Source organism: Furfurilactobacillus sp. WILCCON 0119 (assembly GCF_053471565.1).
The window spans coordinates 412,117-430,255 of sequence record NZ_JBPCCV010000001.1 but is presented as its reverse complement, the minus strand read 5'-3'; the positions used below and the strand labels follow the sequence as shown (position 1 = coordinate 430,255).

Sequence of the window (18,139 nt, the reverse complement as noted above, 5' to 3'; positions counted from 1 at the left end):
TCACCCCTTCAATAATAGTTTACAACATTTAATGATAAGGATGTGGACTAAATGTTACGACTACGTTACCATCTAATCCAAATGACGGCCACGTCATCAAATCTGATATAATAAGTGCATTGTAAAGGAGTGTGGTCTTTTTGAACATCCGTTATCCAAACGGGTCAACCTATCATGGACCTAGTCAGCATTCAGCTGCCCAGCGTATTCCCGCCACAACCAACTACGGTGAGCGTGGAATGTCACTAGAAGCAGAATTGAATGAAAGCAACCAATATTATTTGGCGCACGGCATTGCTGTTGTCCATAAAAAGCCGACACCAGTTCAAATTGTTAAAGTTGATTATCCACGACGGGCGGCGGCAACCATTAAGGAAGCCTACTTCGGCCAACCGTCAACAACAGACTACAATGGTGTTTATCGCGGGCACTACATTGATTTTGATGCTAAGGAGACTAAGAGCCAAACTGCCTTTCCGCTTAAAAATTTCCACAAGCACCAGGTCACTCACCTTCGTGCTTGTCTTAAAGCAGGTGGCATCGGTTTTGCCATCATCCGATTTACAACGGAAAACGTCACGTTCTTACTACCAGCATCGGCCCTCATCAGTTACTGGGATGCCCAGGAAACTGGTGGTCGAAAATCGATCCCCCGGAGTGTGTTTGATGAGGTAGGCATTGCCATTCCCTACCAATTGAATCCGCTCATTCCGTACCTGACAGCTGTCGATCAACTGATCCAACAATTGAAGTAATTGTATTTAAGGAGAGCAATGTAACATGTCTGACAATAATACCCGTACTGGTCGTTACCACGGTAATGATAACGGTACTAAAGCGCCCCGTCCCAAACGTCCCCGACCATTATGGCGGACCATTCTTTACTGGGCCCTTGGCATCATCTTTGCCGGAATTCTCGCCGGTGTGGGACTATTCGCTGTTTACGCAGCGGGGGCGCCAAAGATTACCACGGCCCAACTGACCAGCCAAAATTCCACAGAAATTTTGGATAGCGACGGCAAGGTCGTTTCTAACTTGGGGTCGCAAAACCGGACCTACGTTCACTCTGATCAAATTCCTAAGGAACTGAAACAGTCCGTTGTTTCCATTGAAGACAAACGGTTCTACAAGCATCACTTTGGGATCGATCCAACTCGGATTATCAGTGCGGCATTGTCCAACGCCCGTGGTAGTTCGCTTGGTATGCAAGGTGGTTCCACACTGACCCAACAGTTAGTTAAGCTGTCCGTCTTCTCAACGGCCGCATCCGACCGAACATTGAAACGGAAGGCTCAAGAAGCCGCCCTTGCCTACTACGTTGAAAAGCACTACTCAAAGGATCAAATTCTCGAATTCTACATTAACAAAGTTTACATGGGGAACGGGATCTACGGCATGGGGACCGCTGCTAAGTACTACTATAATAAGTCACTTAGCGATCTTGATTACATTCAGTTAGCCACGCTTGCCGGGATGCCCCAATCACCGACAAACTATGATCCAGTCGCCCACCCTGACCTTGCAAAAGCACGTCGGGACACCGTTTTAAAGGCGATGTATGAAAATAAGGTCATTTCAAAAGCCCAGATGAACACCGGGATTAACACAGCCATTTCGTCAGGGATCTCCGTCAACCACTCCATTAATGACACTGATTCTGATGACAAGGTCATCGACGCTTACCTGCAACAAGTCATCAAGGAATTAGATAACAAGGGCTACAACCCTTATAAAGATGGGTTGAAGGTTTACACAAACCTGAACATGGGTGCTCAACAACGCTTGTACGACATCGTCAACACCGATAAGTACATGGACTTCCCCAGCGAATTACTGCAGGTTGGTGTTACCATGACAGACCCCGAAACGGGTGCAGTAACGGCCATGATCGGTGGTCGGAAGCAAAACGTCGCGTTCGGGTTAAACCGGGCGACCCAAACAGATCGGTCATCCGGATCGACCATTAAGCCGTTCATGGATTACGGCCCGGCCATTGAGTACAATAAGTGGCCAACGTTTAAAACGGTTCAAGATACTAAGTACAACTATCCAGGAACCAACACGGCATTAAACGACTGGGACCAACAATATCAGGGTGCCCTCACCATGAGAAAAGCACTGGTTGAGTCCCGGAACATCCCAGCCATCCGCACATTAGAAGCCGTTGGCCTGGATAATGCCACGAAGTTCATGGCTGCTAACGGGATGTCCTTCAAGGACCCACTGGTTTACTCTAACGGGATCGGGGTTTACGTTTCTAGTGAACAAGAAGCAGCCGCATTCTCCGCACTTTCAAACGGCGGGACCTACTACGCCCCTCACTTAGTCAATAAGGTTGTCACGCAAGATGGTGCGACCCATAAGTTCTCAGTTAAATCACACCGCTCAATGAGTGAAGCCACCGCTTACATGTTAACGGACATGTTAAAGGGCGTGCCAACCGGCGACTGGGCACCGAATGCCCAAATTTCCGGGCTTCACCAAGCTGGTAAGACCGGACAGTCTGGTTACTCAAGCAGTGTGACGACCGTTCCTTCAAACGCCGTTGAAGACGCTTGGTACACTGGGTACACTAAACACAGCACAATTTCCGTTTGGACTGGGTATGATCAACCAAACGAGCCGGGCCATTACATGACCACCGCGCAGCTCGCCATTGCCGAGTCCGTTTACAAGAACTTGCAGCTTTACATGGCGCAAACCCAGGAGAATGACGACTGGACCCGTCCAAGTTCTGTGGACGTTGTTAAGCATAATGGCGTTAACGAACTGGTTGTGGCTGGTTCAAACTGGCGGCAATATTTAAACGGTAATAGCAAGGATCAAAGTAGCGCGACTGGTTCATCATCATCCGCTGTCTCCTTCTCATCCTTTAATGGGTCCTCCAGCTCAACGTCATCAACTAATGAATCTGATGGTCGGAGTTCTGAAACACAGTCCTCTCAAGGATCAGGTAATAATGGCAACAGTGAATCAAGTAGCGTTTCATCGAGTACTTCATCGAGCACAAGTACGCCAGCTGCCTCATCACAATCTCACGCGTAATAAGTCGCTGAGTTATAAAGTAAAAAACTGATTTCCCGTTTGGGAAATCAGTTTTTTTGTCGTTTTCTAATGTCACCACGGTTCTCAACTACTTTTGTTGAGAGTCCGGCGCCGGTTCCGACACCTTAAATAACGGAATGGTTGGACCGCTAGTGGTCGGCTTCGCCTTTGCTGGCGTGCTTCGCTGTTGCCGTCGTTCTGCCAAATCACGTTCGACCTGGCCGGCCGAGGTGATGTTTTTCTGCCGCCAGTTTAACAAGATCCGGTCAATGTACCGCAGACTGTACGCCTGGTTTAAAACAGCTTCCCGGAGTGCCAATAAAATCAACTCTGGTTTAAAATGATCCTCATCAAACCAACGGGCGATGGTTTGCAGTTCCGTGGGACTTAGTGGGCGGCCAAACTCGACTTCAATTCGATTAAAGACGCCTTCCCGCGCGGATGTTGACTTCGGCGCCGCCACTGCCGCACTGGTAGCCGCGGCACCGCTCAGATGTTGAGTAAGGCCTGCTAGATGGTCATACAGCGGCGTAAAGTCGTACCGATCACGCAGCTTCCCGGATGAATCCGTTGTGGATTCAATCAACAGAAGTTTCTTTTTCAGTAAACTGTCCAAGTGCATGTAAACAGCGGCCGTTGTCGTTCCCATCACATCCGCAACTGCTTGCGCATCCGGGAAATCGATTCCGCGATCTAATGATCGTTTATACTGCAAAAAAACAATCAGTTCTTCATTACTCATGCCAAGGTCACGGTACCGCGTTAAAACAAGGTTGTTAACCATCGTTGTGCCGGCTTGGAGTAACGCTTTTGAAAACTCATCCATCGTTTAACACCTTTCTAAAGTTCACTCACTTTTTAAATTCAAAAAAGGACGGGGCCACTACGCCCCGCCCTTTAATAATTAGTTGCATGCCCTACAAGTTCTGAATCGATTGAACGGTATTCCCGTTATGGTAGTCATACAAGTTATAACATAAATCGCCCTTTGCGTTGAGGTACGTAACTTCCCACACGGGTTGGTTAGCCTTTAGGCCAAGGCCGATGTTTAACACTTTTTGTGGTTTAACTTTCTGCCAGGCCTGGCGTAAAATGGCCGTTTTTGTCTTGCCTTGAGACTGCTTGACGGTCGTTACATGACCAGATTTCTTAGCAACAATGGCATAAACCGCTTGTTGCTTACGGTTCTTTCCGCTAACTGAATAGTAAGTTTGTTGGCGATTATACGTTAAGAAATCTGTGCCGCCCGTGACACCCGCTTTTTGGGCAATTTGAATCGTTTGGCTGGCCGCGGTCTTTCCCGGTCGCAGCGCTTCATGAAAGACAATGAACGTGCTCCCTAACACCAAGATCAGGGCTAACAGAACCCATAATGTAATTTGTGACCAGTTTCTTCGTTGATGTTGCTGACGCCGCATGGTTGACTCCCATCTCACTTTTCGATAATTGCTTTGTTCATTATAGCAAATTTAATCACCGAGACAACGACCTTAACTTCATCTAAAGAAATTTTGTGTTTGTTTGATGATTTCACTCGTTCGTTGCGGAATGGCCGTTAACCCCGTTGGTAACGCTTTTTGCATCGTTGTCCCGTAGCGTTTGGTCATTAACCGCGGATCAAGCACAACGATCACCCCGCGGTCCGTCTCTGTTCGAATTAAACGACCAATCCCTTGACGCAAGCGTAGCGTCGCTTTTGGGAGCGCGGCAGCATAAAACGGATTGTGACCAGTCGCCTCTAACCGGGCATTAGTTGCAGCAACTAAGAGGTCCGTTGGGGCGTCAAACGGTAGCCGGGTAACGATCAATAGTTCAAGCGCATGCTCCGGCAAATCGATTCCTTCCCAGTAGCTGGCCGCACCCAACAAGACAGCATGGTCTTCCGTTGCGAACCGTTTTAAGTTCTTCTCACGACTCCCTGTCACGCCCTGGGCATACACCGCATGCTTTGCTGGAAGCAATCCGTGGGTCAGCGCGCCATACACAGCGTTGACGGCCGCTAGTGAGTTGAACAACACGAGGGTCTGCCGATCACTTTCCTTCACCAATTTGGCCACTGTTTCAGCCCAGTAAGTTGATTGAATCTCTGAGTGGTTGATGGCAATGGCCGGTGCGTCCGTGGCCACAAACAACCGGGCCTGCTTTTTATAATCAAATTGTTCCGGCAACCGTTTTGTCGCCGTTTCGTCCTTATCAAGGTCGAGCGCGGTCATCAAGTAGTTTGCTCGTGACGATGTAAACAGCGTTGCGCCGGTAAACGTTGGCCGCTGGAAATGACTGTAAATGTGTTCGCGCAGCCAGCCGCCTGCCATTAACAAGCCACCACTTAATTCCAAACTGGCAGAATCACCGTACTGACTTTGACGAATCCAGTACACGTTTGTCGTGGCCGGATCTCCCAATTGTTCGGAAAACTCACGTAATTGATCTAGCAATTCATGGATCCGGTCGACAGTGGTACTAAATTCGTGCATCAACGCAACGTCTGAATTCAGCCACTTTTTACTCTGTGCCGTAAATTGTTTCGTTAACAATGCCAGCACGGTCATCATCTGCTGATCACCCTTCAGGAGGTCACTAAACACCCCATCGGTCTGATTCATTAGCGTCTTTAACGCCGCGTTATCAACCAATTGTTCCACCAACCGTTGACCATGTGCACTAACTTGTGCGGTTAGCAAAAATTGGCGGTACAGAGACTGAGCAAACTGGTCAGTATCTGCATCAAGTTTTAACAAAATCCCTGCCAAATTATTCAGGACGGTCGTGGCCCGACTATCATCCTTAAACAGTGCCGTTAAATGATGGTCATGCTGATTAAAAATGTTGGCCTGGGCGTGGTGCAACAAGGACATTGCATCGTGAAACTTCACCGTTGTGCGCTGATTGATGGTTGTCACATCCGGCAAGTGTTGGGCTTCGTCCACCAATAAATACGGCTTATTAAGTAAGTTATCGAGTTGTGGTGCATGTGTTGTTAGGTACGCGTGGTTAACCACAACAAGGGTCGCCTGGCGAATGCGTTGGTCCAGCCGTCGAAGGTAATCATCCTCATAAAATGGATCCTTTTCGTTGATCGACGCCAACCCATGGTGACAAATTTCGTCAAATAGTTGCGCCCGGTACGAGTTCAGGTGTAATTCATCCAGGTCACCTGTTTCCGTTTGCAATAACCAAACCAGAATTCGCGCCTTCAAAAACTGACTTTGTTGTGAGTGTTCAGGGATCGTCAAACTTGCCGCAAAGCGGTTCAGATCAATGTAATGGTGGCTACCCTTAACCGCAACAACGTTAAAATCAAACGGAAGCATGGCTCGCAACTTAGGCACCGTATTCGTCATAAATTGTTCCTGAAGCACCGTTGTTTGCGTGGAAATGACCGTGGCCTTCCCCGTTTGGGAGAGGAATGTGAACGGAACTGCGTAGCCAAGGGATTTTCCAATCCCCGTCGGTGCTTCAATGATCAAGTTCTTCGTGTCTTCATGACTGTAATTATTAAAAATTTGGTTCATCATCTTTGCTTGTGCGTCACGCCAACCAAGGGCCGTTCCCCACAACTTTTGCTTAGCTAGCTTTGACTTGGGGTAAGCTCGTGGCTGCCCCAGGTCAACGGCCTTGATTGCAGTCGCTTCATGAAGAACTAACCGATTCCGAACATACTGTCCTGCCGGTAATTTTCGTGGGTGTTGGCGGGCAAAATCCAGTGCATCACTAAAGACACTGGCGGTATCAGCTGGCAACGTTAAGTTTAGATTCACCAATTGCCGCAACGTGTTAACCGGTAATGATGCCAACCGTTCGAACAGCTGGATCAATAAAATGCCGGTTGCATCCGCATCAGAATCGGCCGTGTGGGGATGGTCATGTTCAATTGCAAAGTAGGCGCTCAAATCGCGGAGCCGAAAACTGGTTAACGTTGGGAATAAAATTTGGGTCAACGTCACGGTGTCTAACGCGGGAATTTGTAAACTCGGATACCCGACGCGCGCAAACTCAGCATTTAAAAACGGAAAGTCAAAGTTTACGTTATGGGCTACAAACACGGTTCCCTGAAGCATTGCATACAAAGACCCCGCCAGATCATCAAAGTACGGCGCCTGTGCAACATCCTTATTTGTAATTGTTGTTAAATGGGTAATGTTGCCCGGAATGGGTTTTCCGGGATTAACTTTTGTGCTGTAGTGATCGATAACCTTCCCGTGGCGGATGAATGCGCACCCGATCTGAATGACCCGGTCACCATCCTTTACACTGGTTCCGGTCGTCTCGATGTCAACGACAGCATACGTTGTGTCATTATTCATTATTAGTCTCTTAAACGCCTTTCGTCACTTCGGCAACCAACTGCGTACCGAAGAAATAATCTCTAGGTCTAGTTTACTCTGTTTCTGCCATCAGGCAAAGCAGATCACACGCATAAAACCTGTAAAAACTATGGTATGATTGGTGCTAAATGGGTTATCGGACGTCAATTCGCCCTAGGGACCCCAAATTTTCGTTTCGAGGTGATCGATATGCGTGTTGGCACCGGCCATGCACATGCCAAAATTATTTTGCTTGGTGAACACAGTGTTGTTCACCATCAACCTGCCATCGCCATTCCACTTCAACATTTACCGGTTACAGCAACCATCCAAGAAACCGTTAGTGATCGTCAACTCGTTAGCGATTACTTTACGGGTGCGTTAGCTGAACTACCAGGCGCGTTTGAAGGCATTCGTGTCTTAATTGACCGCTTACTTCAACGGTTTCACGCTGAGACACAATCGTTTACATTAACGCTAACGAGCACAATTCCCGAAGAACGTGGGATGGGCTCATCCGCTGCCATCGCAACAGCAATCGTTCGGGCAGTCTACGACTTCTTTGAAACACCGCTCGATCAGCAGGACCTGCTAGCCACCGTGAACATCGAAGAAATGATCACCCATGGCTCGCCTTCAGGCATCGACGCAGCCACAGTTAGCGCAACAGAACCAGTGTGGCTGATCAAAGACCAACCCCTAACACACATTCCAATTCATTTAAACGCTCACCTTGTGATTGGGGACACCGGAGTAACTGGGCAAACAGGGTTAGCAGTCAATTCCGTGAATGAATTGCTCACCGATCCTGAACGCCCCGGTGTGGGCCAACAGCTCATTAACCACCTTGGCACGTTAACGCGTGAAGCGGCCGTGTGTCTTCAACATGATCGTGCGCATGAACTGGGCACCATTATGAACGCTGCTCAACAAGACCTAACGGCACTTGGGGTAAACCATCCCGTGCTTCAGCGCCTTGTTGACGCCGCTAACCAAGCGGGCGCACTGGGCGCCAAGCTCACTGGGGGTGGTCTTGGCGGTTGTATGATTGCCCTCACCCGTTCCGCCACTGAAGCACAGGCCGTTGTTGATGCGCTTCAAAACCAAGGGGCGTCAGCAACGTGGATCGAACCCTTTAGTCGCTAACCCGTCGTTTCATCATCATTGATTTAACCAAAGGACACTTACTCATGACCATTTTGGATCGCCCCGTCACCGCACGGGCCCACACAAACATTGCGTTAGTTAAATACTGGGGGAAAGCTGATGAACAGCTGATGCTCCCCACAAACGACTCCATTTCCATGACGTTGGATCATTTTTATTCAACGACCACCGTTCACTTTGACCCAACGTTGACCATTGATGAGCTCACCTTAGATGGGTTAACGTTACCAGCTACTGGCCAACAGCGCATCCGGCACTTCATGGATTTCATTCGTCAAACGGCGGGAATCACCACGTTTGCTCACATCGAAACGGCCAACCATGTGCCCACAACAGCCGGGCTTGCGTCATCGGCGTCGGGCTTTGCTGCACTAGCCGGCGCGGCCGCTAAAGCAGCGGGATTACCCACAGATGGCCAAACCCTTTCACGCCTTGCCCGGCGCGGTTCAGGGTCAGCGTCACGCTCAATTTTTGGTGGCTTTGTTCAGTGGCATGCCGGTCATGATGATCTGACCTCGTTTGCAGAACCCCTTCAGGAAACGGTCACCTGGCCGCTGCGGATGATTGCGATCGTTGTGTCAAAGACGGCCAAAAAAGTGGGCAGTACAAATGGCATGAAACAATCACAAGCCTCGCCTTACTTTGCTGACTGGGTTAAGCAAGCCAATGCGGATATCGCCCCCATGACGGCGGCACTACTTAAAAAAGACATAAACCGTGTGGGCGAAATTGCCGAGCATAACGCGATGTGTATGCACGCAACAACGCTTAGTGCAACGCCACCGTTCACGTATTTCAACGGGGACACCCTTACCGCAATGTCCGCAATTACCGACTTGCGTCAAGAGGGGGTAAACTGCTATTATACGATGGACGCTGGTCCAAACGTAAAGGTCATCTGTGAACAGGCAGATGTACCAACGATTTTGGCCCGCTTACGCCCACTATTTGGTGATGAGCAACTTGTTGTCGCTAAACCCGGCCCAGGGCTCATCTACCTTTAATTAAATTGATACCACAGAAAATGCTTGTACGGGATTCATTGCCGGTACAGCGATTTTTTGTCTTGAAAGGACATGATGAATTGATTAGCGTGCAAGCGCCTGGCAAACTTTATATTGCCGGAGAATACGCCGTGGTTGAGGCTGGCTTTCCAGCCATTATCGTTGCTTTAAATCAGTTTGTGACGGTCACCATTGAAGAAAGTCAGCACTTTGGGACCATTGATTCCGAACAGTATAAAGAGACCTCTGTCAACTGGCGGCGCGCCGGTGACGAACTGGTCTTTGATAACCGCGATAACCCGTTTCATTACCTACTTTCAGCCATTCAACTGACTGAAAATTACGCCCGCGCCTGTGGCCGTGAACTAAAGTTCTATCACCTTTCCGTCAATTCACAGTTAGACAGTAAGGATGGTAAGAAGTTTGGCCTCGGATCATCGGCTGCGGTGACCGTTGGAACGGTTAAAGCCCTGTGCAAATTTTATGAACTCCCGTTGACCAAGGACATTTTGTTTAAACTCGCTGCCATCGCCCACCTCGACGTTCAAGGGAATGGCTCACTGGGTGACATTGCAGCGTCCGTTTATGGCGGCTGGATTGCGTACCACTCCTTTGACCACCAGTGGTTAGCTAAACAACGGCAACAATTTTCATTGACTGACCTGTTGGCACTTGAATGGCCCGGGTTAGCCGTTGAATTGTTGACCCCTCCGACTGACTTGCGATTACTCATTGGATGGACTGGTTCACCAGCGTCAACGTCCCACTTAGTGGATAAAGTCTCTGATGCGCGTGACGTTGACCAAGCAAAGTATCAAGCGTTTCTTACCGCCAGCCACGATTGTCTAGACCGCATGATCCAGGGCTTCCGCGATAGTGACATCGATGTCATCCAAACTGAATTACGGGTCAACCGGCAGTTACTCCAACAATTGAGTTCTTTCAGTCACGTGCCGATCGAAACCGTCGCACTAAACACGCTGTGCGCCATCGCTGAGGACCATGGCGGTGCCGCTAAGACATCAGGTGCCGGTGGTGGTGACTGTGGCATTGTCCTGATTGATCGTCATGCAGCTGTTGATACCCTTCTTCACGACTGGGAAGCAGAAGACATTACGGCCCTACCACTGAGTGTCCATAACGTGATGGACCTCGTTTAACCGAACAAACAATCCGAAGGCTGGGCAGTCAACTGCACCAGCCTTCTATTGAATAATCCACTAAAGGAGGCCGTTATGGCAGAAACCACGGAATCACAACATGCACACCGGAAGGATGAGCACCTCGCCATTGCGACACACCAGTACACCACAAGTGAGACCTTTGCTGACGTTCGCGTCATCCATCAGGGCTTACCCGAGCTAGCAGAAGCTGATGTTGATCTACACACCATGTTTGGCCGTCTGTCCATGGCGACCCCCTTTTACATTGAAGCCATGACAGGCGGCTCAGCCCGAACCGGGCGCATTAACCAGCAGCTAGCTGAAGTGGCCAACGCCACTGGGCTCGCAATGGCCGTCGGTTCGCAAAGCATTGCGCTCGCAGAACCCCAGCAAGTGGCCACGTTTAACGTTGTTCGCCAGGCAAACCCCAACGGGCTCGTATTTGCTAATCTTGGCGCTGGCCACACCATCGCTGACGCAGAGCGCGTGGTGGACATGCTTGAAGCAAACGCCCTTGAATTACACATCAATACGGCACAGGAGGCTGTGATGCCAGAGGGCGACACCGACTTTCACTGGTTAGCCGGAATCGAAGCGCTTGTTTCTGCCCTCCCCGTTCCGGTCATCGTTAAGGAAGTCGGCTTTGGTATGAGTCGCGAAACGGCAGCACAACTCAAGGCCGTTGGTGTTCAGTATGTCAACGTGAGTGGTCGTGGTGGGACTAATTTTGCAACCATCGAAAATGAACGACGCCACGCCCAGGAACTAACGTACATGGCTGATTGGGGACAAACAACACCAGAGTCACTTCTTGAGGTGGCCCAAACCGATCTCCACATCGCGGCATCCGGGGGCGTTCAAACACCCCTTGATGTGTTAAAGGCCTTGATGCTCGGTGCCGATTGTGTTGGTGTTGCCGGTCAATTTCTTCACGTTCTTATGCACGACGGCCAGCAGGCCCTGCTGGAGACCATCGTTGCTTGGCAACAGGCCTTACGCACGTTGTACACACTAACGGGCGCAGCAACAACACCTGCCGTCCGCGATGTTCCGTTCATTCTTTCCCCCACGCTTCTTTCTTACAAAGCACAGCGCCATTTATAATGTGTGATAAAGCCACAGTAAAAAACGACTGAATCCTCCCGCTTTGGAGGTTTCAGTCGTTTTTTTGAGGCTTATTTGTTGAACGCCATTATGCTTGGAAGCGAAGGCCCTTTGGGTAACCATTTTTTAACGTGTTCCCTACCACCTTGCCAAACCCAATGCCGTTCCCATTTATTGTGGCTAACGCCCAGCCCGTTGTACCGGCCGCATCCGTTAAATTCACCACGTCACCATGCACGTAGGTTGCCCACTGCGCCGTTGTTAACGCCACTCGTGGCTGATAATCAGCAGGGTGAATGGCTAAAGCCAAGGCAAACGCTGGTTCAAACCGCCGCTTTTTAAGCGTCCCGAGGTGCAACCCAGGTCGGACAATTCGTAACCGGCCTAAATCTGGTGTCCCGGCTGGGAGTGCATAGAGTTGCTCACCAAACACCGTCAGCGTCCGTTCGTGCCAATCAGCTGGTAAATGTGCTGTCACAAATGCCTGCCACAAGTCAATTGCTTCCCGATCAGGCCGCGGTAACGCCACTGGCTTTAACTTTTTGACTCCATCGGTTTCTGACGCCTTGCGAACCAGTTTGGCCACAAAGTGCCCTTCACCAGCAACGTGGTGCGGGAATAACCGGCCGGCGCGTGCCAACCGGGGATCGTCATCGGCCCAACTCGGCCGTGCTGGCTCCAACCCAGGTAATGCCGGGAGGTCAACCAGTTCAAATTCAGGGTACGTTGCAAGTAACCACGCCATCATCTGTTCATCTTCTTCTGGCGCAAACGTACAGGTGGAATACACAAGTGTGCCACCAGGACGCACCATCTTAACGGCTTCCGTTAAGATTTCTCGTTGGCGTGTGGCACACGTTGCTGGATAATCTGGCGTCCAGTAATCCATGGCTGCCGGGTCCTTCCGAAACATCCCTTCACCTGAACAGGGCGCATCCACGACGACCTTATCAAAAAACGTTGGTAGTTGTTTTGCTAAACGTGCGGGGGTCTCATTTGTCACCACTGCATTCATGATGCCACAACGCTCGACATTTTCTGACAAAATGGCCGCCCGCTTTGCAAAAATTTCATTGGTCACTAAAAGACCCGTCTGCTGTAGGCCAGCTGCTAATTGTGTCGTTTTACCGCCAGGGGCGGCGCATAAATCAAGGATCCGCTCGTTTGGTTTCGCGTCCACCACCGCACCAACATACATGGCTGAGGGTTCTTGACTGTACACGACGCCGGTTGTATGGTCTGGCGTGTGCCCGTTGACCCGGCCAATAAAGCCATTCAAAATGGCGGTCGGTTCGGCTAACGACAGTTCAGTTGGTTTCGATTGGGCTTTCAGTGGATTAATCCGAAACCCGTGGCGAACCGGCTGGTCAAAACTTTGAAAAAAGGCCGTTGCCTCGGTGTCCCCCATCAAACGGCGGTACTTCTCTTCGTATCCCGTAGGTAATTGCATCTAACAAACTCCTTAATATCGTGATCGTTCGCCGAGTCATCTAAGGACTCACACGAACCGTATTCCTCACATCTTACACCGAAATCCTGCTATCGTCACGTTTTCACGTCATTAGTTGCAGGGGGACGGTAAATACGGTACATTAGATGGCATTAGCGTGGTTTTAACCACACGCATTCGCTCAGGAGGTTTACCCATAATGACACGAAAATTAATTGCCCTTGATCTTGACGGGACAACGCTGAATAATCAATCACAGCTTTCAGACTTGACCGTTCAAACACTGCGTCAGGCCGTTTCTGCTGGCCACATTGTCAGTATCGTCACGGGCCGCCCCTACCGCATTTCACAGCAATATTACGATCAGCTCGGCCTCACGAGCGCAATGATCAATTTCAATGGTTCACTGGGGCACCGGCCCCACCAAACGTGGGCGCAAGAATACCAGTACACCATTGATCGTGACATTGCCCTAGATCTACTTGCTCACCAGCAGGATTTAGGCATTGAAACGATTGCCGCTGAAAACAAACAACACGTTTGGGCTAACCATGCTAGTGACGGCACGATCGACTTCTTCCCTCAGGGGCTGACCAGTGAACAGGTTTTAAATAAAGCCAACCTAACAACTGATCCCACTGCCTTGACCCTTTACTTTGATGAACACCACCGCCAAAATTTAATTGACGACTTGCTCAGCCGCTATGGCGACCACATTGATCTCAACGTTTGGGGCGGCAGTTGGCCCGTCCTTGAAGTTGCTCATAAAGGCATTGAAAAGGCCACTGGGTTAGCGTTCTTGGCAAAGACCTACCAAATTAGCCGTGACGACATCATTGCCTTTGGTGATGAAAATAACGACCGGACCATGATCGATTACGCCGGTTGGGGTGTCGCAATGGCCAATGGGATCAGCGATATCAAGGCCATCGCGCAAGACGTTACCACCGTCGATAACGATCATGACGGTGTTGCCCATTACTTACAGGATTATTTGGCTCTGCCGGCCGCTCTTTCCAAGGCAGAATGATTGCATTTTTGCCGCCGAACCACCATGCTTAAGGGAGCCTGAATGGAACAAAGGAGGTTTTACCATGACAGAAGAAAGCGTCCTGTTTAACCCCGGCGATGCCATCGCCAATGCACATGATTATAACGAAGTGTATCAAAGCGCCCAGATTTACAAGAGTAAGCATCCCCATAGCTTAGTCATTGTTTCAGAACAAGATGGGCACCCCTACGTTCTTTTTGATCAAGATCAAATCGCCACGAGTAATCGATCTGGTGAAGACAAAAAGAAACAGTACCGGGTCATCAAAAAAATGTAAGCATCAAAAAAGCTGTGTTCAGATGAACACAGCTTTTTTGATGCTTACATTTTGTATATACCAATTAATTTAATTGCTATGGTCAATTTGTGATTCCGCCTGGCCGCGCCACCGTTGGAGCAGGTACACGGCAACAACCACCAAGATAGAACCCAAGACTTCCATTGTGCTGATCTGTAAGTGGAAGAAAATGATGCTTAAGATAAATGTGACCACTGGTTGAACGGCATCCACAATGCTAATAACGGCTGATGGTGCAAAGTTCAAACTGTATAGGAGCGTAGAGAATGCCAAGATGGTTCCCACTAAGATCACAGTACTAATTGAAAGAATCAAGCCAACGGTGATCTTAGGTGGATTAACCCAGATTGGCCGCCACAGGTTAAAAAGAACACCGCTAATCAGCATGCCCCAACCTAGTACAACGATCGGCGAGTGAACGGTAACGATTTGTCGTGGCAAGACCACGTAACACGCTGCCGTGACCCCGGCAAGAATCCCCCACAATAGTGAGGCAACTGGGACGGACAAGGTGTGAATGTTCCCACGGGTGATGGCTAAAAACACGCCGACAAGCGCAATCGCAAACGCGATCATGTCTGAGCGTAACGGCCGTTCCCGTTTGAATAATAAGGCCCCTGAGACAATGAACAGCGGGCTTAAATACTGCAAAATCGTGGCAGCCGCCGCGTTCCCCGTCTTAATACTCATGTAAAACGTAAATAAGTTCGCCATCAGTCCGAAAAGTGCGTACGCAACCAACCAACCGATTTGGCGCCATGATTTGAAAATATCAAAAATATGGCGCCCTTCCTGAAAAAAGCCAATTAGAAGTAGGACAAGCCCCGCCCCCAATGTCCGAACGGATAAAAACCACGTTGCCGGAATGTTCTGTGTTTGCGAAATGTACTGCAAGATGGTCCCTGAAATCCCCCACATGGTGGAGGCAAAGGCCGCCCAAAAAATCCCCTTTGAATAATTCTGTTCCTTCATGTTAATTCCTTATCTTCCCTTAACTTAATCCGTGGTTTCAAATGCTTGAGCAGCCTTAATGGCCGTTTGCCACCCTGCATACAAATGATCACGCCGGGCTGGCGCCATTCGGGGGGTGAATTGCTCACCACTCGCGTACAAGGCACGCAGTTCATCCTGATTGGCCCAGAAACCGACGGCTAAACCAGCTAAAAATGCCGCACCCAGCGCTGTTGTTTCATTGATCTTTGCTCGTTTGATGGTCGTATTTAAAATATCAGCCTGAAATTGCATGAGGTAATCATTTTGTGCGGCGCCACCATCAACGTGAAGTGTATTGATGGATAACCCGGTGTCAGCCACCATCGTATCCACAACATCACGGGTTTGGTACGCAATCGCTTGTAAGGTTGCCCGAACAAATTGTTCCCTAGTCGTCCCCCGAGTCAGACCAAACACGGCTCCACGTAAGTCTTGATCCCAGTATGGTGCCCCTAAGCCGGTAAACGCCGGAACCACATAAACATGGTCATCCTCTGGTGCTGATTCCGCCATCTTTTGCGAATCACCAGCATTTTCCACCAGTTTCATCCCATCACGAAGCCACTGAATCGCGGACCCCGCAACAAAAATGGACCCTTCCAGCGCGTACGTCACTTCACCATTAATCCCGTAGGCAATGGTCGTCAATAGCCCCTGGTTAGACAACGTCGGTTCGGTACCAATGTTCATCACGATGAACGCCCCGGTGCCATACGTATTTTTAACGTTTCCTTTGTCAAAGGCGGTCTGACCCACTAACGCTGCCTGTTGGTCACCCGCAATCCCACAAATGGGGACGGCAACACCTGACATCGTGTAATTGGCTGTGTAACCATAAACTTCAGAGGAGCTGCGAACATCCGGTAACAGTGCTTTAGGGACATCAAACGCAGCAAGCAACTCATCATCCCACGAGAGGTCATGAATGTTGTACAACATGGTCCGACTGGCATTGGTATAGTCGGTGGCGTGAACCTTCCCACCGGTCAACTTCCACAATAACCACGTATCAATGGTTCCAAATAGTAACTCGCCGCGCTCTGCCCGCTCACGAGCACCGTCCACATGGTCTAACAACCACTTAATTTTTGACGCAGAAAAGTACGAGTCGACCACAAGCCCGGTCTTTTGACGGATCATTTCCGTTAACCCAGCCGCTTTCCATTCGTTTGCAATGCTGGCGGTCTGCTTTGACTGCCACACAATCGCGTGATAAATTGGCTGGCCCGTCTTTTTATCCCAAATGATGGTGGTTTCCCGTTGGTTAGTAATGCCAATCCCCCGAATTTTGTATGGGGCAATATTTGACTGGATCAGTGCATCCGCCATAACAGATTGTACACTGCTCCAGATTTCTTCAGGATCATGTTCGACCCACCCCGGTTGCGGAAAATACTGCGGAAATTCCTTCTGCGCTTTTCCAACAACCATGCCATTATGGTCAAAAATCATTGCCCGACTACTTGTCGTTCCTTGATCGATCGCCATCATGTATTGTTCGTCATTCATGTCGCAACTCCATTCAGGGCTGTTGCCCACTTAATTGTTTGCAATAACCCCATTTTACCAAAAATTTGTGCTCCTGTTACCGGTTCCGCTCAATCTCGCGGAGTCGTTCTTGTGAGGCCTCATCATAAAAGTTACCACTAACGTCCACCGTGTTCATTAAATTCATGAAACTATCGGGATCTGTGTTGGAAACGGACGTCCGCAGATCATACAGTTCGTAACGGGTAATGACGACCATCAACGTTGTGTTCCCCTGGCCTGTATATGCCCCCTTTGACGGAATAACGGTGATTCCACGAAATAGGTGGCGCCGTAAATCCGCAATCACTTCATCCGGGTGCTGCGTCACGATCATGGCCGTCAATTTTTGATGACGCGTATAAATGGTATCCACCATTCGTGACGTTGCATATAGCGTGATAATGGTAAATAGCGCATTCTCCCAGCCAATGAAGAAGCCGGCAACAGCCACAATTCCCGAGTTTAGGGCCATGGTCAATGTGCCAATACTCCCGCCAGTCGTCTTTTGAAGAATGAGTGCAATGATATCCATCCCGCCCGTTGAAAAACCGTAACGAAACGGAAAACCAATTCCGATCCCCGTTAAGATTCCCCCAAACAGAGCGTTTAATAGTGGGTTATGGGACACGCTGGCTGTTGGCAAAACTAAACTGATCAACGCAGTTAAAATTGAGTTCATAAAACTCCACGCGGTAAATTGGGGGCCAATTTTGATCCAGCCCACGATGCCGATCGGAATGTTAAAGGCAAGGATAAACCACCCGGTGGCGACATGCAGATTGGCAACGTTTAACCCCCAGTGGAGTAATTGGGCGATCCCGTTTAATCCACCTGAAAAGATGTCACTCGGCACTAAAAATTCATTCAGTGCGACGGCACAACAAATGGACGAAAAAATTAAAATCACAATTTTGATTAGGCCATCTTGTTTCAAAATCCGTGCCATATTAGTGTCCTCCTTGAATTAGTTTCAGTTGATTTAGTTAACGCTCATAATTAAACCACACGGACCAACCGTTTGACCACTAGG

At 49.4% G+C, this 18,139-nt stretch carries 15 protein-coding genes; 8 read left to right on the top strand and 7 right to left on the bottom strand.

The window, feature by feature from the left end:
• Nucleotides 1-140: 140 nt before the first annotated feature.
• Complete coding sequence (gene recU, locus ACRYI5_RS02305) at nucleotides 141-755, top strand: Holliday junction resolvase RecU (RefSeq protein ID WP_448224133.1); 615 nt, start codon at nucleotides 141-143, stop codon at nucleotides 753-755.
• A 25-nt stretch (nucleotides 756-780) separates the two neighbouring features.
• Nucleotides 781-3,045, top strand: coding sequence for a transglycosylase domain-containing protein (locus tag ACRYI5_RS02300; RefSeq protein ID WP_448224132.1), 2,265 nt, complete (start codon nucleotides 781-783; stop codon nucleotides 3,043-3,045).
• 88 nt (nucleotides 3,046-3,133) lie between these two features.
• Here ACRYI5_RS02300 and ACRYI5_RS02295 read toward each other — a convergent pair whose 3' ends face one another.
• The 3 genes from ACRYI5_RS02295 to ACRYI5_RS02285 form a co-directional block, all read right to left on the bottom strand.
• Entirely contained in the window at nucleotides 3,134-3,871 is a 738-nt protein-coding gene (locus ACRYI5_RS02295; RefSeq protein ID WP_448224131.1) for a DnaD domain-containing protein, read from the bottom strand.
• 91 nt (nucleotides 3,872-3,962) lie between these two features.
• Nucleotides 3,963-4,463 (bottom strand): cell wall elongation regulator TseB-like domain-containing protein, encoded by a 501-nt coding sequence (locus ACRYI5_RS02290; protein WP_448224130.1) that lies wholly within the window; start codon nucleotides 4,461-4,463, stop codon nucleotides 3,963-3,965.
• A gap of 78 nt (nucleotides 4,464-4,541) precedes the next feature.
• Nucleotides 4,542-7,349, bottom strand: coding sequence for a helicase C-terminal domain-containing protein (locus tag ACRYI5_RS02285; RefSeq protein ID WP_448224129.1), 2,808 nt, complete (start codon nucleotides 7,347-7,349; stop codon nucleotides 4,542-4,544).
• A gap of 210 nt (nucleotides 7,350-7,559) precedes the next feature.
• On the opposite strand from ACRYI5_RS02285, the gene mvk reads away from it, so the two are divergent.
• The 4 genes from mvk to fni all read left to right on the top strand — a co-directional run bounded on the left by mvk (nucleotide 7,560) and on the right by fni (nucleotide 11,787).
• Nucleotides 7,560-8,495, top strand: coding sequence for a mevalonate kinase (gene mvk / locus ACRYI5_RS02280; protein WP_448224128.1), 936 nt, complete (start codon nucleotides 7,560-7,562; stop codon nucleotides 8,493-8,495).
• Nucleotides 8,496-8,539: 44 nt separating this feature from the next.
• The gene (mvaD, locus tag ACRYI5_RS02275) at nucleotides 8,540-9,520 is read left to right on the top strand and encodes a diphosphomevalonate decarboxylase (RefSeq protein ID WP_448224127.1); all 981 of its coding nucleotides are present in this window, start codon (nucleotides 8,540-8,542) and stop codon (nucleotides 9,518-9,520) included.
• An 80-nt stretch (nucleotides 9,521-9,600) separates the two neighbouring features.
• On the top strand, nucleotides 9,601-10,680 hold the full coding sequence (locus ACRYI5_RS02270; protein ID WP_448224299.1) for a phosphomevalonate kinase: 1,080 nt from the start codon (nucleotides 9,601-9,603) through the stop codon (nucleotides 10,678-10,680).
• Nucleotides 10,681-10,755: 75 nt separating this feature from the next.
• On the top strand, nucleotides 10,756-11,787 hold the full coding sequence (gene fni / locus ACRYI5_RS02265; protein ID WP_448224126.1) for a type 2 isopentenyl-diphosphate Delta-isomerase: 1,032 nt from the start codon (nucleotides 10,756-10,758) through the stop codon (nucleotides 11,785-11,787).
• Nucleotides 11,788-11,875: 88 nt separating this feature from the next.
• On the opposite strand, the gene ACRYI5_RS02260 is transcribed toward fni, so the two are convergent.
• Entirely contained in the window at nucleotides 11,876-13,237 is a 1,362-nt protein-coding gene (locus tag ACRYI5_RS02260) for an RsmF rRNA methyltransferase first C-terminal domain-containing protein (RefSeq protein WP_448224125.1), read from the bottom strand.
• 199 nt (nucleotides 13,238-13,436) lie between these two features.
• Between ACRYI5_RS02260 and ACRYI5_RS02255 the strand changes: the two genes are divergently transcribed.
• Nucleotides 13,437-14,267 (top strand): Cof-type HAD-IIB family hydrolase, encoded by an 831-nt coding sequence (locus ACRYI5_RS02255; protein ID WP_448224124.1) that lies wholly within the window; start codon nucleotides 13,437-13,439, stop codon nucleotides 14,265-14,267.
• 64 nt (nucleotides 14,268-14,331) lie between these two features.
• Nucleotides 14,332-14,565 carry a hypothetical protein gene (locus tag ACRYI5_RS02250; protein WP_448224123.1) on the top strand — a complete coding sequence of 78 codons (234 nt, stop codon included), beginning with the start codon at nucleotides 14,332-14,334 and terminating at the stop codon, nucleotides 14,563-14,565.
• A gap of 69 nt (nucleotides 14,566-14,634) precedes the next feature.
• Here the strand turns inward: ACRYI5_RS02250 and ACRYI5_RS02245 are convergent, their stop codons facing one another.
• From ACRYI5_RS02245 to ACRYI5_RS02235, 3 genes are all read right to left on the bottom strand, one after another.
• Nucleotides 14,635-15,558, bottom strand: coding sequence for a DMT family transporter (locus ACRYI5_RS02245; RefSeq protein ID WP_448224122.1), 924 nt, complete (start codon nucleotides 15,556-15,558; stop codon nucleotides 14,635-14,637).
• Nucleotides 15,559-15,582: 24 nt separating this feature from the next.
• Nucleotides 15,583-17,088: a glycerol kinase GlpK gene (gene glpK, locus ACRYI5_RS02240; RefSeq protein WP_448224121.1), complete on the bottom strand. Its 1,506-nt coding sequence runs from the start codon at nucleotides 17,086-17,088 to the stop codon at nucleotides 15,583-15,585.
• A 76-nt stretch (nucleotides 17,089-17,164) separates the two neighbouring features.
• Nucleotides 17,165-18,055, bottom strand: a complete 891-nt coding sequence (locus tag ACRYI5_RS02235; RefSeq protein ID WP_448224120.1) for a YitT family protein — start codon at nucleotides 18,053-18,055, stop codon at nucleotides 17,165-17,167.
• Between the last annotated feature and the right edge of the window lie 84 nt (nucleotides 18,056-18,139).